General features: G+C 55.9%; 24 protein-coding genes, 1 tRNA gene and 3 pseudogenes. 11 read left to right on the forward strand and 17 right to left on the reverse strand.

All coding sequences use genetic code 11. The annotated features are described in order from the left end of the window. Positions 1-187: 187 nt before the first annotated feature. A complete protein-coding gene (locus tag K7H94_RS13510) occupies positions 188-3,421 on the forward strand; it encodes an autotransporter domain-containing protein (RefSeq protein ID WP_222951186.1) in 3,234 nt (1,077 codons plus the stop codon). A gap of 260 nt (positions 3,422-3,681) precedes the next feature. On the opposite strand, the gene K7H94_RS13515 is transcribed toward K7H94_RS13510, so the two are convergent. From K7H94_RS13515 to K7H94_RS23010, 13 genes and pseudogenes are all read right to left on the reverse strand, one after another. Next, positions 3,682-3,903, reverse strand: coding sequence for a hypothetical protein (locus tag K7H94_RS13515; RefSeq protein ID WP_136545622.1), 222 nt, complete (start codon positions 3,901-3,903; stop codon positions 3,682-3,684). A 150-nt stretch (positions 3,904-4,053) separates the two neighbouring features. After that, positions 4,054-4,479: a cell envelope integrity TolA C-terminal domain-containing protein gene (locus K7H94_RS13520; protein WP_245001374.1), complete on the reverse strand. Its 426-nt coding sequence runs from the start codon at positions 4,477-4,479 to the stop codon at positions 4,054-4,056. 329 nt (positions 4,480-4,808) lie between these two features. After that, the gene (locus tag K7H94_RS13525; RefSeq protein WP_222951187.1) at positions 4,809-5,150 is read right to left on the reverse strand and encodes an MFS transporter; all 342 of its coding nucleotides are present in this window, start codon (positions 5,148-5,150) and stop codon (positions 4,809-4,811) included. Between the two features lie 157 nt (positions 5,151-5,307). After that, positions 5,308-6,423, reverse strand: coding sequence for a mandelate racemase/muconate lactonizing enzyme family protein (locus K7H94_RS13530; RefSeq protein WP_058757922.1), 1,116 nt, complete (start codon positions 6,421-6,423; stop codon positions 5,308-5,310). 35 nt (positions 6,424-6,458) lie between these two features. Then, positions 6,459-7,220 carry a GntR family transcriptional regulator gene (locus tag K7H94_RS13535; protein WP_058757923.1) on the reverse strand — a complete coding sequence of 254 codons (762 nt, stop codon included), beginning with the start codon at positions 7,218-7,220 and terminating at the stop codon, positions 6,459-6,461. 2 nt (positions 7,221-7,222) lie between these two features. Continuing rightward, positions 7,223-8,611 carry a dihydroorotase gene (locus K7H94_RS13540; protein WP_222951188.1) on the reverse strand — a complete coding sequence of 463 codons (1,389 nt, stop codon included), beginning with the start codon at positions 8,609-8,611 and terminating at the stop codon, positions 7,223-7,225. Further along, positions 8,608-9,534: an ABC transporter substrate-binding protein gene (locus K7H94_RS13545; protein WP_222951189.1), complete on the reverse strand. Its 927-nt coding sequence runs from the start codon at positions 9,532-9,534 to the stop codon at positions 8,608-8,610. The genes K7H94_RS13540 and K7H94_RS13545 overlap by 4 nt, the downstream gene beginning before the upstream one ends. Next, a complete protein-coding gene (locus K7H94_RS13550) occupies positions 9,534-10,574 on the reverse strand; it encodes an alpha-hydroxy acid oxidase (protein ID WP_058757926.1) in 1,041 nt (346 codons plus the stop codon). Before K7H94_RS13550 ends, K7H94_RS13545 begins: the two co-directional genes overlap by 1 nt. Further along, a complete protein-coding gene (locus K7H94_RS13555; protein ID WP_058757927.1) occupies positions 10,561-12,087 on the reverse strand; it encodes an amino acid ABC transporter permease/ATP-binding protein in 1,527 nt (508 codons plus the stop codon). Before K7H94_RS13555 ends, K7H94_RS13550 begins: the two co-directional genes overlap by 14 nt. A gap of 76 nt (positions 12,088-12,163) precedes the next feature. Further along, positions 12,164-13,060, reverse strand: coding sequence for a transporter substrate-binding domain-containing protein (locus tag K7H94_RS13560; RefSeq protein WP_058757928.1), 897 nt, complete (start codon positions 13,058-13,060; stop codon positions 12,164-12,166). 85 nt (positions 13,061-13,145) lie between these two features. Further along, positions 13,146-14,117 carry a D-2-hydroxyacid dehydrogenase gene (locus K7H94_RS13565; RefSeq protein ID WP_222951190.1) on the reverse strand — a complete coding sequence of 324 codons (972 nt, stop codon included), beginning with the start codon at positions 14,115-14,117 and terminating at the stop codon, positions 13,146-13,148. Further along, positions 14,117-14,509 carry a Rid family detoxifying hydrolase gene (locus K7H94_RS13570; RefSeq protein WP_222951191.1) on the reverse strand — a complete coding sequence of 131 codons (393 nt, stop codon included), beginning with the start codon at positions 14,507-14,509 and terminating at the stop codon, positions 14,117-14,119. The genes K7H94_RS13565 and K7H94_RS13570 overlap by 1 nt, the downstream gene beginning before the upstream one ends. A gap of 556 nt (positions 14,510-15,065) precedes the next feature. Continuing rightward, positions 15,066-15,326, reverse strand: a pseudogene (locus K7H94_RS23010) (hypothetical protein); the annotation flags it as partial. Between K7H94_RS23010 and K7H94_RS13575 the strand changes: the two are divergent. From K7H94_RS13575 to K7H94_RS13585, 3 genes are all read left to right on the forward strand, one after another. Further along, on the forward strand, positions 15,301-15,828 hold the full coding sequence (locus K7H94_RS13575) for a hypothetical protein (RefSeq protein ID WP_222951192.1): 528 nt from the start codon (positions 15,301-15,303) through the stop codon (positions 15,826-15,828). The pseudogene K7H94_RS23010 and the gene K7H94_RS13575 sit on opposite strands and share 26 nt — an antisense overlap. Before the next feature lie 74 nt (positions 15,829-15,902). Further along, positions 15,903-16,349, forward strand: a complete 447-nt coding sequence (locus K7H94_RS13580) for a hypothetical protein (protein ID WP_222951193.1) — start codon at positions 15,903-15,905, stop codon at positions 16,347-16,349. Positions 16,350-16,597: 248 nt separating this feature from the next. Further along, positions 16,598-16,966, forward strand: coding sequence for a hypothetical protein (locus K7H94_RS13585; protein WP_222951194.1), 369 nt, complete (start codon positions 16,598-16,600; stop codon positions 16,964-16,966). 354 nt (positions 16,967-17,320) lie between these two features. Here the strand turns inward: K7H94_RS13585 and K7H94_RS13590 are convergent. Then, positions 17,321-17,437: pseudogene (locus K7H94_RS13590) on the reverse strand (lysis system i-spanin subunit Rz); the annotation flags it as partial. On the opposite strand from K7H94_RS13590, the pseudogene K7H94_RS13595 reads away from it, so the two are divergent. Next, positions 17,426-17,659, forward strand: a pseudogene (locus tag K7H94_RS13595) (tyrosine-type recombinase/integrase); the annotation flags it as partial. The pseudogenes K7H94_RS13590 and K7H94_RS13595 sit on opposite strands and share 12 nt — an antisense overlap. Before the next feature lie 15 nt (positions 17,660-17,674). On the opposite strand, the gene K7H94_RS13600 reads toward K7H94_RS13595, so the two are convergent. Together K7H94_RS13600 and K7H94_RS13605 are read right to left on the reverse strand one after the other, a co-directional pair. Further along, positions 17,675-17,751, reverse strand: a tRNA-Arg gene (locus K7H94_RS13600). Between the two features lie 95 nt (positions 17,752-17,846). Continuing rightward, complete coding sequence (locus K7H94_RS13605; RefSeq protein ID WP_141496716.1) at positions 17,847-18,350, reverse strand: DUF1198 family protein; 504 nt, start codon at positions 18,348-18,350, stop codon at positions 17,847-17,849. 175 nt (positions 18,351-18,525) lie between these two features. Here K7H94_RS13605 and folD point away from each other — a divergent pair, with 175 nt between their 5' ends. Together folD and ybcJ are read left to right on the forward strand one after the other, a co-directional pair. Continuing rightward, complete coding sequence (folD, locus tag K7H94_RS13610) at positions 18,526-19,392, forward strand: bifunctional methylenetetrahydrofolate dehydrogenase/methenyltetrahydrofolate cyclohydrolase FolD (protein WP_222951195.1); 867 nt, start codon at positions 18,526-18,528, stop codon at positions 19,390-19,392. After that, positions 19,392-19,604, forward strand: a complete 213-nt coding sequence (ybcJ, locus tag K7H94_RS13615; RefSeq protein ID WP_141496715.1) for a ribosome-associated protein YbcJ — start codon at positions 19,392-19,394, stop codon at positions 19,602-19,604. Before folD ends, ybcJ begins: the two co-directional genes overlap by 1 nt. A 148-nt stretch (positions 19,605-19,752) precedes the next feature. On the opposite strand, the gene cysS is transcribed toward ybcJ, so the two are convergent. Further along, positions 19,753-21,138 (reverse strand): cysteine--tRNA ligase, encoded by a 1,386-nt coding sequence (gene cysS, locus K7H94_RS13620; RefSeq protein ID WP_021508630.1) that lies wholly within the window; start codon positions 21,136-21,138, stop codon positions 19,753-19,755. Between the two features lie 218 nt (positions 21,139-21,356). Here cysS and ppiB point away from each other — a divergent pair, with 218 nt between their 5' ends. The 4 genes from ppiB to purK all read left to right on the forward strand — a co-directional run bounded on the left by ppiB (position 21,357) and on the right by purK (position 24,271). Further along, positions 21,357-21,851 carry a peptidylprolyl isomerase B gene (ppiB, locus tag K7H94_RS13625; protein WP_021508631.1) on the forward strand — a complete coding sequence of 165 codons (495 nt, stop codon included), beginning with the start codon at positions 21,357-21,359 and terminating at the stop codon, positions 21,849-21,851. After that, positions 21,851-22,567, forward strand: coding sequence for a UDP-2,3-diacylglucosamine diphosphatase (locus K7H94_RS13630; RefSeq protein WP_222951196.1), 717 nt, complete (start codon positions 21,851-21,853; stop codon positions 22,565-22,567). The genes ppiB and K7H94_RS13630 overlap by 1 nt, the downstream gene beginning before the upstream one ends. A 133-nt stretch (positions 22,568-22,700) precedes the next feature. Further along, a complete protein-coding gene (gene purE / locus K7H94_RS13635) occupies positions 22,701-23,210 on the forward strand; it encodes a 5-(carboxyamino)imidazole ribonucleotide mutase (RefSeq protein ID WP_058769411.1) in 510 nt (169 codons plus the stop codon). Further along, a complete protein-coding gene (gene purK / locus K7H94_RS13640; protein ID WP_058757935.1) occupies positions 23,207-24,271 on the forward strand; it encodes a 5-(carboxyamino)imidazole ribonucleotide synthase in 1,065 nt (354 codons plus the stop codon). The genes purE and purK overlap by 4 nt, the downstream gene beginning before the upstream one ends. Positions 24,272-24,277: the final 6 nt, after the last annotated feature.

Raw genomic sequence — 24,277 nt, forward strand, 5'->3', positions numbered from 1 at the left:
TGCTTTTTTTTGGGGTATCACTCCGTCAGCCTCAGCGTTATCTAACGGCTGTGCTACCGTCAATGCCCTGTCAGGTTCCACCTCTCTGTCCTATAGCGCCAACAGGTATCCTGCCTCGGACTTTACCGCTGGCGACGCGTTGACGCTGAGCTTTACTGACAGCGGTTCTGCTGTGGGCGGCACTCCCATGAACGCCGACAGTCTGAGCGTGGCTCGTTTTGACCTGAGTAATGCTCAGACTTACAACGCCGTAAATTCAACCACAACCTCTTCCCACACCGTGACAATCACCGTACCGGCCGGCAGTCTGGAGGCCAACGGGCTGGCCGTGCGGGTTACCACCTCGCATGGACAGATCAGTAACCTCGTATTTAACTGTACCAGTGCCTCATCGTCATCCAGCGATGCCACGTTGTCAGGTCTGTCATTGTCTGCCGGCGCGCTCTCACCCTCTTTCAGTGCCGCCACCAGCAATTACAGCGCATCGGTTAACTTCGATGTTTCGTCGGTGACGGTAACGCCGGTGGTGAATGAAAGCCATGCCACGGTGACAGTCAATGGCTCATCAGTGGCTTCGGGGTCGGCCTCGCAGGCCATCGCGCTGAACGTCGGAAGCAACACTATTTCCGTGGTGGTGAGCGCGCAGGATGGTACCACCCGCGGGTACAGCATCAGCGTGACCCGTGCAGAAGCGCCGCCAGCGTCGGCAAACAGCAGTTCAACCGTTGCGGCCAACAGCACCAATAACACTATTTCGCTGGCGCTCAGCGGTGGGGCGGCGACGTCGGTAACTCTCGTAACGCCTCCGGCGCACGGTAGCGCCACGGTTTCAGGTACTGACGTGATGTATACGCCGGCAGCAGGTTATTCCGGCAGCGACAGCTTTGTCTGGCATGCCGCAAATGGGGGTGGAACCTCTGCGGATGCTACCGTAGCGCTGATTGTCAGCGCTCCCGCGCTGGCGCTGTCACCGGCATCGGGTGCGCTGTCCGCAGCGACTGTCGGCAACACCTGGTCGCAGACGCTCACCGCCTCAGGCGGCACGGCTCCGTATACCTGGAGCAGCACCGCTTTGCCGCCTGGCCTGTCGCTGAACGCATCCGCCGGTACGCTGTCCGGAGCGCCCGCAGCGGCAGGAAATTATCACTTCCAGGTCATCGCGACGGACGCCCACGGGGCCAGCGGCTCCGCCAGCTACACGCTGACTATCAACGCTGCGGCCCCCTCAGCCAGCAACAGTGCAGCCACGGTCGCGGCCAACAGCAGCAACAATACGCTGCCTCTCAGCCTTTCCGGCGGCGTCGCGACGTCCATCACCATCATTACTCCACCTTCACACGGCAGCATTACCGTATCCGGCACCAGCATAACGTACCAACCTGCTGCAGGATTCTCGGGAAGCGACAGTCTCACTTACACCGCCAGCAACAGTAGCGGAACCTCCAGCAGCGCGCAGGTTTTAATCAGCGTGTCGCAGTCCGTTCTGACACTTTCGCCACCCGGCGGAACGCTGCAGCCTGCAACCGCCGGCAGCGACTGGACAACAACAGTGACCGCAGCAGGCGGGACGGCTCCCTATTCCTTCAGCGCGCTTAACCTGCCAGCAGGCATCAACCTGGACAGCCCGACAGGCAAACTCTCCGGCACGCCTGAGGCAGCCGGGAACTATCGCTTTCAGATCACCGCAGCAGACAGCCTGGGTAACCGCGGCACAGCCAGTTATACCCTGGCTGTCACGGCAGCTACGCAGTCAGTCCTGCAGCTACAACCCGCAGGCGGTCAGCTGCCACCGGCTGAAGCAGGAAAAATGTACGCACAGACTTTCAGCGTGACGGGAAGAACCGCGCCCTATCGCTGGCTGTCTGGCGGAACGCTGCCTGCGGGCATGGCATTCGCTGATGGACAGCTCAGCGGCGTGCCACAGGCAGCCGGTAATAGCCAGTTCAGTGTTCAGGTTACCGATGCTGTTGGCGCTACCCTGCGGGTTAATTACACGCTGTCGGTGACGGCTGCCGGGCCTCAGGCTACTGACCACAGCGCCACGCTTGTTGCCGCTCAGTCGGTCATGGTGAACCTGACCAGCGGTGCGACAGGCGGTCCGTTTACCGGTGCGCAGCTGCTTGATCAACCGGAAAGCAGTCTCGGCAAAGCTGAAATACATGCGTCGGGAAGTGAGTTTCAGCTGTTTTTCACCGCAGCCGCACAGGCCAGTGGCAGCGTCGCACTGCGCTATGTGCTGATCGGCCCTGCCGGCACAACACCGCCGGCCAGCGTGACGTTGACTATTACCGCCCGTCCCAACCCTGCGCAGGACGCAGACGTCGTTGGTCTGGTCAGCGCTCAGTATCGTGCCGCGCAGAGTTTCGCTCGCGCGCAGCTACGAAACTTCAGCGACAGGCTGGAACAGTTACACAGCGGCGGCGAACTCCCTTCGGACATCAACGGTATCCGCTTTTCGCTGCCATCGGCTCAGGCAGAGCATGATGCTGACGAGAAAATGTGGGTAACCGCGTGGCAGCAGAAAGCCTTCAATGATCAACGCCCGGCGCAGCCCTCTCTCCCCGCGCTGCCCTTCTCCACCGACAGGCAGGTACAGCGCCTGTCTTACTGGACAGGCGGCTATGTTGATTTTGGTGGCGATAAAGCCGGCGGCGTGCATTTCAGTCATACCACCGTGGGCGTGTCTACCGGTGCCGACTACCGCTTCACTTCCGCCGTCGCGGCAGGATTAGGCATTGGTTTTGGCCGTGACGTCAGCGACATTGGCGACAGCGGCACGCGGACCAACGGGCGCGCATTCAGCGCAGCACTGTATGGCAGCTATCATCCAGGGACGTTCTTCGTGGACGGCCTGCTTGGGCATGGCGTAATGGACTTCGATAGCAAACGCGTCATCACCGGCACCTCCAGTGAAGCTCGCGGCAGCCGCTCCGGACGGCAGATTTTCGCCTCGCTGACCTCAGGCTATGAATTGCGAACCACAGACAGCCTGTTGTCACCTTATGGCCGCCTGCAGTATTACCGCACATGGCTTGATGGCTACAGTGAGTCCGGCGCAGACGCATATAGTCTGGCTTATGCCCCGCAAACGGTTTCTCAGATCATTGGTGGCGCCGGGCTGCGCGGTGAGCATCGGGTAACAAGCGGTCAAATCGCGCTGCGCTTGCAGGGCCGTGTGGAGTATGCGCAGACACTCAGCAACAATGGTATCGCTCGCGTGGGTTATGCTGATACGGGCAACGATACGTGGCGAGTACCGCTGACCGAGCCAAGCCGCCAGACGTTAACGGCAGGCACCGCGGTCGATTTTCTGCTGCCGCACAATATCACGCCCGGAATCGCTTACCAGGGAACGCTGGGGCTTGATGCACAGCGAACCCGCGACCAGATGATTATGATTCGGGTGAATATTGGATTCTGAGTAGAGAGTTGCGGGGTTGGATAACTTACTGATGAGGCAAAGACTCATCACAAAGCAGAAGACACCAGTTGGAAGCTGCAGCTACTCAGTTCCATACACTGTCGATGTAAAGCCCAGCCTCTGACAGCAAAACCTAAAAAGCGTCCTTCGCGACGCTTTTTCATATTTATAAGACTTATTTCTGGCCAGGGCTAAATCAGACATCGCTCCCAGCCAGTCGCAAAAGATTATCACCCGGCTTTGAATATGCCCGGCGCGGTTTACTGTTGCTGTTGCTTTTGTTCCGCCTCTTTCTGTTTTTTGGCGGCCATGTGGTGGCCCACCGCGCAGCCAGCTGCCGCACCGGCAACGCCATGATGAACCAGATGACCTGCCACGCCGCCAGCGACAGCGCCTTTCAGGCAGCCTTTTGCCTCTGCCTGGGCGCTAACCACTAAAAGAAGGCCTGCCGCTGCCAGGGCCGCAATCCACTGTTTTTTCATTGCCGTAAATCTCCATAAAGATACGTGTTATGTCAGTAATGCTGAGCATAGCCTGGCAGCACTGACGGCATGATATACAGGAGGTAAACGGCGAACTTTGTTACCTATGGTTACGCTTATGCAGCAACGGTCTGCTCAGGACAAAGTCAGTCAGGGCGCAAAACGCACCGGTATCTTTTCTTTCAGATACACAGGCCGCATGGGGAAGGTGTTGGCATCTATCGCCTGCTTTACCGCATTGATAGCGACGGCGCACAGATCAGCATCTCCGCCCTGCGCAGTGACGTTTGTCGGTGGCTGACCTAAGGGTTGCGTAATGACCAAATCACAGGTCTTACCGTGATATAAATTCGCGTCAAAAAACCGATACTGTATTGCGGTAACGACCTGACAAAGCCACAGATGCGTATCTTTATTTGCTATTTGCGAGGAGGTTTGCGATTCGCACTCGCTTCTTATCTCGGAAGCGCTTGGAAACCTGAATGACTGCCTTGCTGTTTGTTTAATATGGGACTGGCAGCCGACTAATAACATGACGGCGATAAGTGAGAGTGTTTTTTTCATCATTGCATCCATGCAGATCATTTATGCATTTATAGCATCCCGGATAGATTGCGGAAACCGTGCCTGCAAACGAGTCACTCTCATCGGGCGCACCCACAAATGCGCCCGATGACGCACACTTTTTGCGGGTCACGATTCAAGCGCTGGCGTCAGGGGCCGACGGCTGAGACACCAGGCAAATAAGGTGATAATCAGGCTGACCGCCGCAAGCATCGCAGCGGCTAAAGGCACTGCGCGAATACCGAAACCTAAATCCAGCACCGTGCCTCCCATCCAGGTACCTAAGCCGTTGCCAGGATTTAAGGCAGAAACATTAACTGAGAGCGCCAGCGTCGGAGCGGCTACAGCCAGTGACTGAATGCGCGCCTGCAGAGATTAAGAGTGGCACAACGTATGTCGAAGCCGTAAATACCGCCCCCCTGAGCCAGCACTGTCGTAATCACCGCGAAAATAAGCGTTGGGTTGCCAGGCGCGCTCAGTTCACGATGCATGGCCCCCGGTTTTGACTGTTCAGCCTGAGGTAATTTAGCTGGCATAAATGCAGCAATTAACGCCGTTGAAATTAACGCAACTATCACGATAGCGACAAAGGTTGCGCGCCAGCCCAGATTCTGGCCGATGAATGTCCCGGGCGGTCCACCTGATGCATTTGCAAGGTTAAAACCAGGTGCAATCTTCGTCATGGCGGAGCCCTGCTTATCCGCAGCAGATGGCGCCCCTGTGCGTTGCGTTCGCCAAAGAACAGACGCGATTATTAGGTAGGGCGTGCCCTGGCATACCCGCAGGCGCAGCGAGCAGTATGAAGGCCGCGCCCTACAAATAAGACAGTCGTTTCGGTATTTATTCGCGAACCAAAAACTTCGCGATCACTGCCTCGTCTGGCTCGACGCCCAACCCTGGCTCGCTGGGTAACCATGCATAACCGTCGGCGATACGTACAGGTTTTTTCGCCAGTGAACGGCTGATTTCGCCCGGCTCAACGCAATATTCCATCACCAACGCGTTCTCAATCGCACACAGGAAGTGCAGTGAAGCGGCGGTGTTAATGTCGGTGGTGAAGTTGTGGTTACACACTTTGCGCCCACGGCTGTGCGCGTAACTGGCAATCTCCATCGCTTGAGTGAAGCCCGTGCGGGTCAGGTCGATCTGCACGATGTCGATACCGCCTTCATCAATTAAACGCTGGAAGCCGACAACGGAACACTCTTGCTCACCGGCGGCGATGTGCTGCTGGCACGCGGCAGACACCTGGCCGTAACCGGCGTAGTTATCAGGGTGCAACGGCTCTTCGATCCAGAACAGATTGAGGTGCTCATAACGCTGGCTGCGACGCACGGTGGTTTTGGCATCCCAAACGTGGCCGACATCCAGCATCAGATCGACGTGGTCGCCCATCGCTTCGCGCAACGCTTCAAGAAAGCGCAAATCCATGGCTTCGTCAGTACCAAACGGCTCCCAACCAAATTTCACGCCGGTATGGCCGGTATCGATGGCATGCCGGGCTCGCGCCACGGTCTCTTCCACGCTGTACTGGAACATGTTGGACGAGTAAACGCGCATCTTGTCACGCATCGCACCGCCTAACAGCTCGACAATCGGTTTATCCAGCGCTTTGCCTTTGATATCCCACAGGGCGATATCGATGCCCGCCATCGCCTGTAATACGGCACCGCTGCGACCGTAATAGATGGTGGCTCGGTGCATTTTCTTCCACAGGCGGCCGGTCTCCAGTGGGTTTTCGCCGATTAACAGCGATTTCAGACCTGTGACCATGGTGTGTGAATAGGGCGCTTCAATGATAGCTTTGGTGACATATGGGCTGCCATCCACTTCACCCCAACCGGTAATGCCGGCATCGGTGGTAATTTTAATAAGCAGCGCATCCTGAGAGCTATCTGTGCGCTGCTCAATAACCGGCAGGCGCAGATAAAACGCCTCAACATTGGTGATCTTCATCATGGTATCCTGGTGTAAAGGCAATCAACAAAGCATTAGCCCACAGCGGAACGCTGCTGTCGGCGCTGCGTAATCAAGGTTTCGTAATCCACATCCAGTGCCTGAATACGAATGTGGTTTTCAATCTCGTCGGTCATCTGCGCGATATCGCCGTCGGCGAACACGTTGATCAACCGCTGGTGTTCTTCAATGATGTCACTCATGGATTTGCCCATGGTGGAGAGGCCAAAAATCACCGTTAGTTGGCGTGCAATCGACTCCCACAAGTTGCTCAGTACCGGGTTATGGGCAAAGCTGCACAGCGTGCGGTGAAAATCGGTATCCGCCGTAGCAAAACCATACACATCATCGTTTTGCATCATGGTCTGCATCTGCGCGACGCCCTGATACAGCTGATTAAGCTGCCCGGCGCCGTTGCGACTGGCTTCGATGGCACGGCGGCAGGCCAGCGTCTCCAGTGGGATGCGAACGTCAATAATCTGCTCCAGCCGCTGATGAGATATCTCCATCAAACGGATGCCTTTATACGGCTCGCTGGTGACGATGCCCTGGCTCTCCAGAATGCGGAGCGCCTCGCGGATCGGCACGCGACTCATGCCCAGTTTGGCCACCAGGTCCGGCTCGGCAATGCGGTCGCCAGGCAGAATCAGGCCGCGTGATGCGGCACTCAGAATCGCGTCGACCGCATGATCGACCAGGGTGCGTGGGCGCGCGGTTTGCCAGCCCTCATCGGTGACGATGTCTTGTGCCAGCGGTGCGATACTCTTGCGGCGGGTGGGTGACGTTTTTCCTGCCATGGTTATTGTCCTGTTGCTGCCTGTCGGGTCACGAATTGGCCGAAGCCGGGTTCTACCTGCATCTGGTCATCCCTGAATACCGTGACCCCACGAATAAGTGTGCGCACCACTTTACCCTGACAGCGCATCCCTTCAAATGCGCTCCACTTGCCGAGCCCCTGAAACGCCGTGCCTTCCACTGTCCAGCTTTGTTGCGGATCGTAAAACACCAAATCGGCGTCAAAGCCCGGTGCGATCGCCCCTTTTTTGCCCCATAACTGGAATGCTTTTGCCGGACCGCTGGCGGTCATTCGGGCAAAGTCTGTTAATGCCAGGCCGCGGTCGATGTGTGCAGCGCTGAAGAACATCGGGCTGAGCGTCTCGACACCGGTTAACCCCATGCCAGCGTCCCAGATGCTGGTTTTACCGGCTTGTTTTTGCTCAGGCGTGTAAGGACAGTGATCTGAGGCGATCATATCGACGTCGCCACGGAGCAGCACTTGCCACAATGCGTCGACAACGGGACGGGGACGAATCGGTGGGCCGCAACGGGCGTCAGGACCAATGCGGACCAGGTCGTCTTCATCCAAAATCAGATAGTGCGGACAGGTTTCGAAGCTGGCGCGGACGCGGCCTTTGGCGGCGACGATGGTTTCGGCAGCGCGTGCAGAGCTCACATGCACGATGTGGCAACGCGCGCCGGTCTCTTCCGCGACCGTCAGCACACGGCCCACGGCCTCAATTTCGGCGATCTCAGGGCCAGCCAGCGCATGCGCACGGGTGTCTTTGCGACCGGCACGGCGCAGTTCGCTACCGGCACCGATCAGGATGTCGTGGTTTTCGGCGTGAACGCCAATCAGGCCGTCGAAGGTCGCCAGTTCACGCATCGCCCGCAGCAGACCATCGTCATCAAGTCGCGGCAGACCTTTCTCATCGGTGGCCTCTCCATTCACTGCACCGCTGCACAGAAAGGCTTTGAAGGCTATTGCGCCGGCGTGGTCTAACGCCGCCAGCTCGTGCAGGTTGCGGCCATCCAGTCCGGCCCACATGGCGTAATCCACCGAGCTGTTTTCAGCCAGCCACTGTTGTTTAGCGGTGAAGTTAACCAGGGTGGTGGCGGGGGGTAATGAGTGTGGCATTTCGACGATAGTGGTCACACCGTGTGCTGCCGCGCCACGCGTACCCTCTCGCAACTCCTGTTGTGGAAAATCATGCGAGCCGGTGAAGTGGGTATGCACATCAATGGCGCCGGGTACGATAATCAATCCCCTGGCGTCAATGATGCTGTCCACACCGTCAGGGATTGCACCAGGCGTCAGGATACCGCTGATTTTTTCGTCCTCAATCAGTAAATCGGCGGGAACGGTGCGCGTCTCGGTCACCACTAGCCCATTGATAATTAACTGTTTCATTTCTCTACTCCTGCCTGCGTAACCAGTGCGTGATACGGCACCGGCTGAGAAGGATCGAGCCAGCCAATCGCACTCAGAAGCTGGCTGAAGTGGGTAAACTCGGCTTGCGGAATCTGGCTGCCGGGCGCAAAGACGTGCGCTTGTTGATAAGCTGCCAGCCCGGTAACCAGTGCATCAAGGGGATAATCGGGGTAGTACTGCTGCACGCGTGCTGCCAGCTCGGCAGCATCGTGTGAGGCTATCCAGACCAGAGCCTGTTCGATGGCATGAGAGAAAGCGGCGAAAGCGGTCGCTTTCTCGACCAACACATCGGCGCGAGCGATATACGCGCTCCATGGGACGTTGCCGCACAATGTGGCGAGGCTACTGACACTGCACAGCTGTCCGTCGGCAATTGCCGGAGCCAGCATGTGCATGGCATGGAGTGCGTAGTCGGCTTCACCCGAGGCAACGGCGGCAAAATCCCGCGTCTGGTCGCCACTTCCAGCCATTAACGTCACCTCGTCCTGCAAACCGTGCTGTGCCAGCAACCAACGGAAAGTCATTGTGGCCGTGCCAACGTTGCCGACATCCACCACGCGCTTGCCACGTAAATCCCGCAGTTGAAAATCAGGCTCGGCCTGCGCGGCGGCAAGGAACCAGGGATTGGCCGCCACCGATGCACAAAAGCACTGCAACTCTGCGCCATGCTGCTGGAAGTGTTTCATGACCACCATCGGGCCACCCAGCGTCAGGTCGGCATCACGGTTCAGCACGGCAGGAACCTGGCCACCCTGCACGGTATGGCCACCTGATGCGCTGGTGGTGAACGTGACCTGTAATTGCCCGGCCGCGAATAAGCCGAGGTTGTCAGCCAGATAATGGGCGCAATAGTAGATGCGGGATTCGCTGGCATCCCCCTGATTGAAAATGAGTTGCTGCATCAGGTGCGTACCTCACTGACATAATTGCCGTTGAGCGACGCCATATCGCTGACGCCACACCAGTGGCTTATTGCCGTGATTTCATTGATCCAGCTGAAAAGCAGATCGAACACGGCATTTTCGCCACCTGCCACCAGGGCGCTGATGACCGGTCGCACGCTCAATGACAGCGATGCACCGAGGCAACGCGCAACCACGGCATCGCTGCCGCAGCGTAAGCCGCCGTCCAACAGCAGCGGCAAGCGTGTCACGGCCTGGAGATCGGCTAACTGGTCCACCGGTGTTGCCCAGCGTGCACTTTGGCGCAGGCCGATGTTGGAGACGATGAGGCCACTGACACCGTGCTGTGCGGCCTGAGTTGCATCGTCATGATGCAAAATCCCTTTCAGCCATAGTGGCAGTTGGATCGCGGCACAGTGTGCGGCGATCTCATCAATGTGCTGCCAGCGCCACACAGGAAAAGCCGGCAACGCTTCAACGCCTGGTTGGGTGCCGCCAATGGTATGCCAACCGCGCTGTTTTAAGGCATCACCAATCGAGAACCCGCCGGGCTGCAAACCGGCAACGGGATGGACCGGGGCCAGTACGGTGAGCACGATGTTTTTAAATCCGGCCTGTGCAGCCTGGTCGATCAAGCCTTTGATGCGCCCAACATCACCTGCCGCGCGCAACTGCAACCAACAGCGGTCATACTCTGCACCAATCTGTTCCAGCGGCGTCACGGTTTCTTCCGAGATCACCAGCGGCAATTGCAGGCGTTTACAGGCGCGAGCGATGGGCAGCACCCCCTCTTCATGGAAGATGCGATCACCGGCAAAAGCACCGACACCCAGCGGAGCAGCCCAGGGTTGCTGAAGCAGCGTTGTCTCGGTATTGATCCCCTCATTACCCTGCAAAACACGTGGCAGCAGGCGGAAGCGACGCAGCGCCAACTGATTGGCATCGGGGTCTTCAGGCAGTGCATCCGCGGGTTGTCCCTGCATATAACGGAACAACGCATCACCAAGACGTTCACGTGCAGCGAGATCATGCAGTGGCATGCTGGGCCTCCGCCGCGTTTTCATGCTCAAGGAAAGTGGCAAAAGCCGGCGTTTTCGGGGCCTGTAAAATGGCCGGAGGCCCTTCTTCAATCAGGGTGCCGTTTTGCAGAAACACCACGCGATCCGCGACACCTGCCGCAAAGGCAATGTCATGGGTGCTGATAATCATAGTGATACCGGTTTGCGCCAGATTACGCATGGTCTGGTTTACTTCACGTACCAGTTCAGGATCGAGTGCAGAGGTCGGCTCATCAAACAGCAGTATTTGCGGCTCGGCGGCCAGGGCACGGGCAATCCCCACGCGCTGTTTCTGTCCACCGGAGAGCTCATGCGGCAATGAAGCGGCGAAATCCTGCAATCCCACCATTTTCAGGGCTCGCATCGCTTTGGCCCGTGCGATCTCAGGCTGAGCGCCCTGCACGCGCAACAGAATGCTCATCACGTTTTCCAATGCGGTGAGGTGATCGAACAATGCGAAGTGCTGGAACACGATACCGATACCGGATTTTGCTCGGTTGGCCGGTAAATAACGTGCAGCCAATGGGCGCCCCTTCTCGTCGCTGCCCATATAGTGGCCTTCCGTCTGGATGGTGCCGCTGCTGCGTGGCGTGAGTGCCAGAATCGATTTCAATAGCGTACTTTTACCGGAGCCGGAACGCCCCAGCAGTACCACCACTTCACCACGGCGTACAGTCAGTGACAGCGATTTCAGCACCGCTTTGCCCGCGTATACGACACACAGCTTATCGACTTCCAGCACGGGGGCGGCAGTTTGCGTATCCCAGCGGCGTTTCGGTAATTGCACAGACATCACATCGGCTTCCGCTGGCAGTTTTTCCTGACGGGCACGGGCGCGGCGAGCACGTTCATCAAGGTTGTAGAACTTCTCCAGCCACCATTGGCCCCCCGCGAGCAGTGTGGAGAGAATCAGGTAAATGCCGCCAGAAGCCACCAGTACCGGAATAAACAGGAAGTTTTGCGACACAATCGCCTGGCCGCGCATGGTCAATTCATTGACGCCCACCACGGAGGCCAGTGAGGTGGATTTCAGCAGGCCAACCGTTTCGTTACCCATGGTCGGCAGAATGGCGCGCAGTGCCTGCGGAATGACCACGTGGATCATCTCTTTGGTGCGGGAATAGCCAAAGGCTTGTGCTGCCATACTCTGGTCGCGATCGGTAGCCATAATGCCGCCGCGAATGATTTCGGCACAGAAGGCGGTTTCGTTGATCATCAGCGCCAGCATCGCACTGGTGAAGGGGCTAAAACGCAGGCCAAATTCGGGCAGTACGTTATAGAGCAAAATCAGCTGTAACAGCACAGGCGTGCCGCGCAACAGATAGATGTAGACTTTTACGGGCACACGGATAAACCAGTGCTTCGATGTGCTGGCTAACGCCAGGAAAAAGCCGATCACAATGCCGCCCGCCAGTGCGCCAATCAGCAATTGCACGGCGATGACGGCACCTTCCCACAGATAGGGGAAGGTGAGGTATTTAAGAAAATCATCCAAGGCGTAATCTCCCCCAACGTGATCGTTTGGGTTGCACGCGCGGCGGCAACCCAATTGATCCGGCTGAGTTTATTCATTAACCACGTGCAACAACGGGACGTTCAGCAGCACTGCCCTGGCCCCAATAATCCAGTAATTTCTTCTGAGCACCGCTCTCCTGAATCACTTTCATTGCATCCAGCACGGCACTGCGCAGGATGGCGTTGTCTTTGGCGATCGGGAAGCCAACCATGATGGGCAGATCGACAGTGAAGCCGCTCTCCAGCGTTTTATCGGCTTTAGCAATGGCAATTGCTGAACCGGCTTCGGTCAGGTAGATGTCGGCACGACCGCTTTTCACCGCCTGGATGCTGTTGTCGGTGTTCTGCACCATCAGCATGCTAACTTCAGGCTTGCCAGCGGCGGCACATTTGGCGCTCTGCTCTGGCACCAATTTATTAGCTTCATACGAGCCCGCAGCGGCAGCCACAGTTTTGCCGCACAGGTCATCAACGTGGTGGATTTTCTTCGGATTGCCTTTCGCCAGAACCGATCCATCCTGAACCTGCATTGAGGCCACGAAAGCAATCTGTTTCAGACGCTCATCGGTGACATACAGCATCGGACCGATATCGGCACGGCCGCTGGAGATGGAGGTCAACAGTACGTTGAACGACCCCGTTTGATAGGTGTGTTTGGCGCCAAGACAACTGCTGATGCGCTCGAACAGTGAGGGATCAAGCCCTTCGATAATGCTCGGATCTTTCTCCGAGGGTGCTTCAAAACCTTTGGTGTAACCGCCGAGGCCCACAACCAAATCTTTACCTTTCAGTGACGGATATTTTGTCTGCAGCGCCTTGCACTGCGCCATCGCCGCAAAGTCGCTGGCGGTCGGCGTGATGGGATCGGTGCTGGCAGCATGCGCGCTGGAAAGTCCAGCCAGCAAGGTGCCGGTAATACCAGAGATGAGTAGTGCGATGCGAGCAAATTTCATAATAAGGTTCCCCTGGTGCTGGTGAAGGTGTAAGCGATGACCTTGTGTTTTATGAACGACCTTAAGGTATGTAAGTAATACGACTTTAATAACCTCTGGCTACATCAACCTGGTTACGCAACGGTTGACCGCTACGGAAACGCACCAAGTTATCGATAAATACGTCTAAACAACCCTGGAGATAAGCACTGTGATCGTCGAGGCTGCAATGCGGCGTCATGACCACGCCAGGCGTGTTCCACAGCGCGTCGTCAATCGGCAGCGGCTCTTGCGGATAAACATCCAGTACTGCACCTGCCAACTCGCCTGCACACAATTTTTCGCGCAGGGAGGTGTAATCAAATACGGCGGCACGTCCGACAATCACGACACCTGCACGCACAGGCAGAAGATCGAGACGGCGGCGATCAAATAATCTGTTCGTTTGCGGTGTCAGAGGCAGTGTTGAAACCAACACATCCACCTGCGGTAGAACGTCGTCTATGTCATCAATGCGGATGCAGCTCGCCACATCGGCATCACATTGACCGCTGCGCGTCACCCCAATGACCCGATAACCCTGCGCCGTAAGCCTGTTGGCGGCAGCCGCACCGATACCCCCGACGCCGAGCAACAGCACGGTTTTGCCGCGTGCACAGCCACCAAACGTGGGGCGCCACAGGCGCTGTGCTTGATCCTGTAAGAAGCCAGGAATGCCAAAATTGAACATCAGGGCGGCCATCAGGATGAACTCAGCGCCTTTGTCGCCGTGCACGCCTGAGGCGTTAGTGAGCATGACGCCCTCACGCCAGTTTGCCAGCCACTGTTCAACGCCCGCCGACATCACCTGCACCCAGCCGAGGCGGGGGGCAGTGAAGGCATCCAGCGCCAACTTGCGTCCGCTCCACATCACATCGCAGTTCGCGAGGAACGTGGCGGTTTGGGTAGCATCGCTGTTTTCCGTCAACGTGAAGTGGCTACGCAGTATGGGGTGCGCATCAAGCTGTTGTTGCAGCATTTCCCTTGACAGGTGCAAGGCAAGTGGGCCGCTGGCGTCGTTTTCGATATGAATATGCATTAGCGCATCGCCGTGACTTCCATCTCGACCAGCAGGTCGGGATGGTTAAGTTGAATACCGACCGTTGCGCGAGCCGGGAAAGGAAACTGGAAGAATTCGCTGTAGGCCGCGTTCATCTCGCTGAAGGTGCTGAGATCGGTGAGATAGATCGTTACGCGTACCACGTTGTCGAAGGTCATTTGCGCTTCGCTCAATAAATCGCCCACGTTCTTCATGACCTGGCGAGTTTGACTGGCGATGTCGTTGCCCACGATCTGACCACTATAGGGATTGATCGCAACCTGGCCTGAGATAAACAGCATCGGTTCGTGCAGTACGGCAGCGGAAAGCGGAGCTGGGCCCATTGGGCGATCGCTGGCATGCATTCCCGGGTAAGCAATTGCGGTCTTCATGGTGAAATTCCAGTCAAAACTGTTTCACCGCAATTTCGTATACGATTATACAAGTGTCAATGTGCAATTTTTGACCATTGGGTCGAAAAGGTGATTTATATCACGTAACAGGAATTGATTTAATAATGTGTATGATGTTGATATTAAATGATTAATAGTATTACTTCTGATCATTTCGAGGTGCGATTTTGAATCGTATACGATTTTCTTATCTCGCCGGTTTCAGTATAAAAATCCGGCTTGAACGCTAAGAATGTGCGCCAGGATGTAGAGATGAAAAGAAAAATTCAGGCATAAAAAAGACGTCAAATGACGTCTCTTGATATGAATTTGGCACGCCCTGCAGGATTCGAACCTGTGACCTACGGCTTAGAAGATAGTAGACCTTAATATAACCCATTGAAACAAGACCATTAATCCATGCTCGCAACACGGATTGTGTCGTTAAGCGTCATTCCATGTAATTCAACTTCATCTACATGCATTCTGTGGCGACACAATTACGACACAGTGTGCAAAGGTCTGGATAACGCAAACACTTTTGCATTCCCACTCAGATTATCGGCCGATTAGCCTCAATCAGCTGCCGTTCGGAAACCATCTTTTCGCTGGAAACCTGCCTGGAAACCTCACGTTTGGAAACCAGTGATTCAGCCTTGGCTTTTATCTTCGCTTTTAGGTCGCGCTCCCATCCCTATTTCTTCGCCCGCTTGTTAATCGCGGTATGGGTAATTCCTTGCTGCGATGCAATCTCGCGGATAGACATCAACCCAGCCCGGTAAGCCGACTCGATGGCCTCCCAATCTGGTGATGCCATTTTCAATATTTCCCATCAAGTTTTTATAGATAAGGCCGATATACTCTTAAAACTCTTTTCACTCATGGTGACTATGAACATACGAACTAACGCCAATGCATTTGCGCTCATCCTCTTAGGTCTATCTTACCCCGCTCTGGCTAACAGCGATTTATGTTCAACCGTTACTTTTGAAGCCTTCGGGGAACCTAAGCAGACTGTCAGAGATTGTGCTGACCCCTATGAATCCTTTTGGGTATCGGTAACGATTGATGGTGTGCGCTTTATGACACAAGGGTTAGGCCTGATCGTGCCGCAAACGTCATCTCACCAAGAGAGTGACGAGATACAATTCTTAACAGTTCAGGTCACTAAGAAAAATAATAAATATACTGTTCGCTTCCTGCGGGCGCTCAATGGTCAATCAATCTACTGGGCTGGTATCATTTTGCCCGGTCAGCAACAAGATGTAACCATCAAAGGGCATAAGGTTAATATCCGCTTTGAGCGTCAAAAAAACTGACATTCAACATTATCGCTCGCGACAGAACATCTCTTGTTTGTCGGTGAGTGCCATTTTAATTCCAGGAATTTAATATGTCAGAAGTTACTAAACGTACCGCAAAGAATGCCGGTGATGCAGGAGAATATTATATTGCCTATATGCTTTCTCGCCTTGGCATAAGCGCAGCTTTAACAACGAGCGGTTCAAGCAGGGTCGATATCATTGCGACAATTGACGGTTCTAAAAGCATAAGTATTCAGGTAAAAGGTTCTTGGGCCAGATCTGCTCCAAGGCAATGGACCGTTGGCAATCATAGGCCAATCGTGTCGCCAGACTTGTTTTATGTCTTCTGTAATATGTCTGAAGATATAAAAAACACTTCAGTTCCTACGGTGTATATTGTCCCAAGCCACGACGTTGATGCTCAGTCAACGTGGCATCATCAGGTGCCGCTTTTCAAAATATCTAAAGCAGACGATGAAAAGTATCTAGCTCGCTGGGATCGTATTCAGCTTGCATTGGCACATACTCCATCTTAAGCACGTCATTAGGAACCAAATATAACCAACCGCCACCGTAGATCAATTCCAATGAAGCCGTTGACTACTTCTGGCTGAGAGCTGTTCATCAGGCCTTCATGCGTTTCACAAGATTTGGTGGTTACTGTGATGCGGTAGGTGTCGGGCATTGAGAGCCTATTTATCCCCCCAGATATATTGCCATCAAAATGAGACAGTCCATGATGATGGCAATAATATGTTAACTTTGGCAAAACCAAGGAGACGGTATGTTTTCTTTTCTCACCACATTCAAGCGACTAATCACTAACCAGCAAAAACAGCAAGACTCCAGGCCAGGACATTCAACAGAAGAGCTTCTTCAATGGGCAACAGGCTGTATGCTTGATGGCCTACCTGATAATTTTTTTCAGGCCAGGCTTTTGTGTGTCCGGGAGCCTAATCCCACTAATCCAGATGGTTGGATAGTCAGTGTGAATCACGATGTGATGCTTAGTGCTGACTCAGATTATGAACGGTTTCAACCTGCTGATGACCTTTATCCTACGCAGTGCGTAGAGATGCTGCTTGATGGCAAGGAATGGCATAGCGCCTGTATTGTGTTCAACCAAGAAAAGACATCATTCCTATGGGAGTGAATATTTCCGAATCCAATTTGTGATGGCAATAAAAAAACCGCCCGAAGGCGGTTCGATTCATAATAGCTTCAGCAATTCTTGATACTGACCAGGCGTTAAGCATTTTACTTTGAGCCTTTAACCTCTTATCAAGACTTGCGCGACCTCGATGGCTGTGCTTTTCTTGCTTATGATTTCTTTAATCAGAAGATTGAACGAAGTAGTGTCTATTGGCTTCATGTTTTTATCTCGATGGTTGATTACACCACAGGATAATTCCATCACGACGCTTTACCTGCCAACCAGCTTCGCAACGCTTCACACCGCGGCTAACTGTTATCCCTTGTCGAAGAGATTCATCATCGGGGAGCAGGTCAGCTGATCGATAATTGCCTGAGCACTGACTAACTCCTTTGTGTATTTCGCATCAAGAGCAGCATCGTCACGTTGTCGCACCTGCATGTCATCAATCGTGGCGTTTTCCGTTTTCACGACCTGAGGCACACCTGGGCAAGCTGGCTTATTCAGGCAGGAGTTCCGCTATCGGCTTTGCAGGAAATGGGAGGATGGGAGAGCATAGAAATGGTTCAGCGTTATGCTCACCTGGCACCTAATCATCTTACCGAGCATGCGAGGCAAATTGACGCGATTTTTGGCAGTCGTGTCCCAAATTTGTCCCACGGTGAAATTTTGAAGGTTGAAGGAGGCTGTTAAGTCATTGAAAGTATTTGGCACGCCCTACAGGATTCGAACCTGTGACCTACGGCTTAGAAGGCCGGTGCTCTATCCAGCTGAGCTAAGGGCGCATAGAAGATGCGTCGGATTATACGTCGGCACGCTGGCGCGTCAACGTTTTTGCCGCCAACGGACGGCAGAGTGTCGAGGGAATGAACAATTCGCCTTAATGACGCTGACGCCACTCGCTCAGCGAGACCAGATTACTCACCTCCGCGGATTCCCCTTCCAGTTCAATCCCCTGCGGCGTGAAGCGCGCATTATACTGCTCGCGTAACGCATGCAGCTCCTGGCTGTCCGGCTCCAGCTGGCGCAGAAAGCCCAGCGCCAGCAACAGCTGCTGACGTGAAATCAGGGCGGAGAACCCCGCCTTCGTCAGAATGTGATGCCAGCGCTGCGCGTTCTCATCGCTGCCATCAACAATCAGCACCTGCCAGATCAGCAGCACTGCCGCGCCATTATTGAGGTGCGCTTCGTTGTCGCCGCGAATGTAATCGGTGAACTCGTTTGCCGCCTCTTTGCCCATCTGCGCAAGCAGCGATTCAACATGCACCGGCGGCAGCTGCAGCCGCTTGCTGAGCGCCTGCGCGGCGTGGCGCGAACCGGCAGTCAGCAGCTGAAATCCCACAACAAACACTATCGCCAGCGTGGCGAGCATCAACCAAATCATCACGTGTTCCACATCATTGCCTGGCGGGCATAATACGCGCTAAGCCTGGCGCGCGCCACGGCGAAAAATCGGGAAACCGGTCGCGTAAACGAATCTGTGACTGACAGCCGCACGCGCTTCTGACAGAATAGGCGCCATCCCCGATTTAACTCTCTACAGATGGATTTCCTCTCTGATGGCAGCAAAAATTATTGACGGTAAAACGATTGCGCAGCAGGTGCGCCTTGAGGTTGCCGAAAAAGTGCAGCAGCGTCTCGCTGCCGGTAAACGCGCCCCTGGCCTGGCCGTAGTGCTGGTCGGTGAAAACCCGGCATCGCAGATCTATGTCGCTAACAAACGCCGCGCCTGCGAAGAGGTCGGTTTTGTCTCGCGCGCTTATAACCTGCCCGCCTGCACCAGTGAAGCTGAACTGCTGGATGTGATCGATGAGCTGAACAATGACGACGCTATCGATGGCATTCTGGTGCAGCTGCCGCTGCCGGCCGGGATCGATAATGTCAAAGTGCTGGAGCGCATCACGCCGGATAAAGACGTTGATGGCTTCCATCCTTATAACGTCGGTCGTCTGTGCCAGCGCGCCCCTAAGCTGCGTCCGTGTACGCCACGCGGCATCGTGACGCTGCTGGAGCGCTATAACATCGATACCTACGGCCTGAACGCCGTGGTGGTTGGCGCATCGAATATCGTCGGTCGTCCGATGAGCATGGAGCTGCTGCTGGCCGGCTGCACCACCACTGTCACGCACCGTTTCACTAAAGATCTGCGCCATCACGTTGAGCATGCCGACCTGCTGGTAGTGGCAGTCGGTAAGCCGGGCTTTATCCCGGGCGACTGGATCAAACCGGGTGCGATTGTGATTGATGTCGGTATTAACCGGCTGGAAAGCGGCAAAGTGGTTGGTGATGTGGATTTTGCGTCAGCCTGTGAGCGCGCGGCTTACATCACGCCTGTACCGGGTGGCGTTGGCCCGATGACGGTCGCCACGCTGATCGAGAACACGCTGCTGGCGTGCGAACAGTATCACGACGTGGAGCAGGCATAATGGCGAGTTTTTCACTGGGTAAACATGCGCACGTTGATTTGTGCGATCTGCTGAAGCTGGAAGGCTGGGTGGAGAGCGGCGCGCAGGCCAAAGCGGTGATCGACGAAGGCGAAGTACGCGTTGATGGTGCTATCGAGACGCGTAAGCGCTGCAAGATTTTTCCCGGTCAGACGGTTGAATTTGCCGGTCAGCGCGTAATCGTTGTGGCCTGATTTTACCAGGCAAATCCGGACCTGTAGCGGCGCAATTTATTGCGCAATGAATTGCGCCGCTACGATAAGTGCATCAGGTTAATTACCCATAACCAGTGGGTTAAAGTTAGCCGTATAAAAAAGGGCGAACCGCAGTTCGCCCTTTTTGTTATTTACGGCGCCAGCTTGACCCCTGCGGGCCATCTTCCACGATAACGCCCAGCTCGTTCAGCTTGTCACGTGCGATGTCCGCCTGCGCCCAGTCTTTTGCAGCACGCGCATCGGCGCGGGTTTTCACCCAGTGTTCAATCTCCGCCACTTCATCGGCATTCACCTGTGCGCCACTCTGCAGGAACTGCTCCGGATCCTGCTGCAGAATACCCAGTACATCGGCCAGCTGACGCAGTTTTGCGGCCAGCGCATCGGCGGCGGCTTTATCTTCACCCTTCAGGCGATTGACTTCACGCGCCATATCGAAGAGCACCGAGTAAGCTTCCGGCGTGTTGAAATCATCGTCCATGGCAGTACGGAAGCGGGCTTCAAACGCCTCACCGCCAGCCGGCGTCGCGCTGGCATCGGTATGGCGCAGCGCGGTGTAAAGGCGCTCCAGCGCCGCGCGTGCCTGATTCAGGTTATCTTCGCCATAGTTAAGCTGGCTGCGATAGTGGCCGGACATCAGGAAGTAGCGCACGGTTTCCGCATCGTAGTGCTGCAGCACATCGCGCACGGTAAAGAAGTTGCCGAGCGATTTCGACATCTTTTCCCGGTCAACCATCACCATGCCGGAGTGCATCCAGTAGTTCACGTACGGGCCATCGTGTGCACAGGTCGACTGCGCCACTTCGTTCTCATGGTGCGGGAACATCAGGTCTGAACCGCCGCCGTGGATGTCGAAATGGGTGCCAAGCTGTTTGCAGTTCATCGCCGAGCACTCAATGTGCCAGCCCGGGCGGCCGTTGCCCCACGGTGAGTTCCACGCCGGCTCATCGGCCTTGGACATTTTCCACAGCACAAAGTCCATCGGGTTGCGTTTCACTTCCGCCACTTCCACGCGCGCGCCGGCCTGCAGCTGTTCGAGATCCTGACGCGACAGTGCGCCGTAATCTTTATCGCTCAGCACATCAAACATCACGTCGCCATTATCCGCCACGTAGGCATGGCCGCGATCGATCAGCTTGCCGACCAGTTCGATGATCTCCGCGATGTGGCGCGTGGCGCGCGGCTCGAGATCCGGCGGCAGAATACCCAGCGCGGCAAAATCTTTGTGCATTTCGGCGATCATCCGGTTGGTCAGCGTTTCGATGCTTTCCCCGTTTTCGTTGGCACGTTTAATGATCTTGTCATCGATGTCAGTGATATTACGCACGTATTTCAGCTTATAGCCCACGTAACGCAGGTAACGCGCGACCACGTCGAATGCCACAAAGGTACGCCCATGGCCGATATGACAGAGGTCGTAAACCGTGATTCCACACACGTACATACCGATTTCACCGGCATGAATGGGTTTAAATTCCTCTTTCTGGCGACTCAGGGTGTTATAGATCTTTAGCATTGAACGATTCCGTTGTTTACGTGTGCGGGATACGCCTTCTTGATGTAGCCGGTTATTGTGCCGTATTTTTCCGACTTGTGCATCGCTCGCTTCGCAACTGCCGTTGCCTTACTGACGCGTTATTGGAAATTGTGATATAAGAGGCGTCTACAAAAATGCCCCGCCGCCTTGCCGGTGCGGCAGTTGATACTGACGACAACCTCCACAGGACGAATATAATGGTCACTTTCCAGACGAACCATGGCGATATCGTAATCAAAACCTTCGATGACAAAGCGCCGGCTACTGTACAGAACTTCCTGGACTACTGCCGTGAAGGTTTCTACGACAACACCATTTTTCACCGCGTGATCAACGGTTTCATGATTCAGGGCGGCGGTTTCGAGCCGGGCATGAAGCAGAAAGCCACCAAAGCAGACATCCGCAACGAAGCCAACAACGGCCTGAAAAATACCAAAGGCACGCTGGCGATGGCGCGTACCCAGGCACCTCACTCGGCTACCGCACAGTTCTTCATCAACGTTGCCGATAACGATTTCCTGAACTTCCGTGACGAAAGCCTGCAGGGCTGGGGTTACTGCGTGTTTGCCGAAGTGGTTGAAGGCATGGACGTGGTCGAAAAAATCAAAGCAGTGAAAACCGGCCGCAGCGGCATGCACCAGGACGTGCCGGTTGATGACGTGATCATCCAGAAAGTGACCGTCAGCGAGTAATGTCGCGCACGCTGTTTATCGCAGATTTACATCTGTGTCAGGAAGAACCGGCAATCACTGCCGGTTTTCTGCATTTTTTGCAGCGGGAAGCGCAGCAGTGTGATGCGCTTTACATCCTTGGCGATCTGTTTGAAGCCTGGATTGGCGATGACGCTCCTAATCCGCTGCATCAGCAGATCGCCGACGCCCTGCGTGTCCTGCCGGTGCCCAAATTCTTCATTCACGGCAATCGCGACTTCCTGTTAGGTCAACAGTTTGCCCGCGCCAGCGGCATGACGCTGCTGCCCGAAGAGCAGGTGCTGGAGCGCTATGGTCAGCGCGTGCTGATGATGCACGGCGACACGCTCTGTACTGACGATCACGGTTATCAGCGTTTTCGCGCCAAAGTGCATCAGCGCTGGCTGCAGCGGCTGTTTCTCGCGCTGCCGTTGCGTCTGCGCATGCGCATTGCTGCGCGGATGCGGGCCGACAGCAAGCAGGCCAACCAGCACAAGTCACTGAGCATCATGGACGTCAACCCGCAGGCGGTAGCCGCGGCGATGACGCGCCAGCAGGTGCCGATCCTGATTCACGGCCACACCCATCGTCCGGCGATTCATCAGTTCGAGCTCGCCGGCACGCCTGCGCAACGCGCGGTGCTGGGTGCGTGGCATGAGCGCGGATCAATGATTCAGCTGGACGCACAGGGCGTGCAGTTGATCGAATTTCCTTTCTGATTGTTTGCGGCGGAAATGCCGGTTTTCCGCCCACGCAACCGTTTTCCTTGCCGCTGTCTCGTGCTATTCTCTGTGCCCTTCTTTACCTGCCCGCCCGGCCAGGTTCGTTTGATTATTCACAGGAGTTGTCCGCATGTCATCCAACGCCGCCCCGGCCCGTATCGCCATCGTCATGGGTTCCAAAAGTGACTGGGCTACCATGCAGTTCGCCGAGGAAATCCTTAACAGCCTGGATGTCCCGTTCCACGTTGAAGTGGTCTCTGCGCATCGTACGCCAGATAAGCTGTTCAGCTTCGCAGAGCGCGCAGCCGACAACGGTTTTCAGGTGATCATCGCCGGTGCCGGCGGTGCGGCGCACCTGCCAGGCATGCTGGCGGCGAAAACCCTGCTGCCGGTGCTGGGCGTACCGGTACAGAGCGCAGCGCTGAGCGGCGTGGATAGCCTCTACTCCATCGTACAGATGCCGCGAGGGATTCCGGTCGGAACGCTGGCCATCGGTAAAGCCGGTGCCGCCAACGCCGCACTGCTGGCGGCGCAGATCCTGGCGATTCACGATCGCGAGCTGGCTGCACGCCTGGCCGCCTGGCGCCAGAGCCAGACCGATGAAGTGCTGAATAATCCGGATCCGCGGGAGGACGCATGAAGCCAGTTTGCGTACTCGGCAACGGTCAGCTGGGCCGCATGCTGCGCCAGGCCGGCGAGCCGCTGGGCATCGCCGTGTATCCGGTCGGGCTGGACGCGGAGCCGTCGGCACTACCGATCGCGCAAAGCGTGATTACGGCGGAAATCGAGCGCTGGCCGGAAACCGCGCTGACGCGCGAGCTGGCTAACCATCCGGCGTTCGTCAACCGCGATATTTTTCCGCGCCTCGCCGATCGCCTGACGCAAAAGCAGCTGCTCGACCAACTCAACCTGGCAACCGCGCCATGGCAGTTGCTGGCTGATAAAAGCGAGTGGCCGGCGGTATTTAGCACGCTGGGCGAGCTGGCGATCGTCAAGCGCCGCACCGGCGGCTACGACGGCCGCGGTCAGTGGCGCCTGCGCGCCGACGAAACCGCAACGCTGCCGGATGAGTGCTACGGCGAGTGCATCGTTGAGCAGGGTATTAACTTCAGCGGTGAAGTCTCGCTGGTGGGCGCGCGCGGGCACGATGGACGCACGGTGTTTTATCCGCTGACGCACAACCTGCATCAGGACGGCATTCTGCGCACCAGCGTTGCCTTCCCGCAGGCTGATGCCGCGCAACAGCAGCAGGCAGAAGCGATGCTGAGCGCGATCATGCATGAGCTGAAGTACGTGGGCGTGATGGCGATGGAATGTTTCGTCACACCGCAGGGCTTGCTGATCAATGAGCTGGCACCGCGCGTGCACAACAGTGGCCACTGGACACAGAATGGCGCCTCAATCAGCCAGTTTGAACTGCACCTGCGTGCGGTGCTCGGTCTGCCGCTGCCGCAGCCGGTGGTGTTTGCGCCGTCAGTGATGGTCAACCTGATTGGTACCGACCTCAATACCGACTGGCTGCAGCAGCCGTTGGTGCATCTGCACTGGTACGACAAAGAAGTCCGCGCCGGACGTAAGGTCGGCCACCTGAATCTGACCGACAGCGATCCGGCACGCCTCACCGCCGCACTCAATGCGCTGGTACCGCTGCTGCCTGATGCCTATGCGAGCGGCATCGCGTGGGCCGTGGCGAAGCTGTAGTTCTGC

Source organism: Pantoea dispersa (genome assembly GCF_019890955.1).
Taxonomy (GTDB): domain Bacteria; phylum Pseudomonadota; class Gammaproteobacteria; order Enterobacterales; family Enterobacteriaceae; genus Pantoea; species Pantoea dispersa.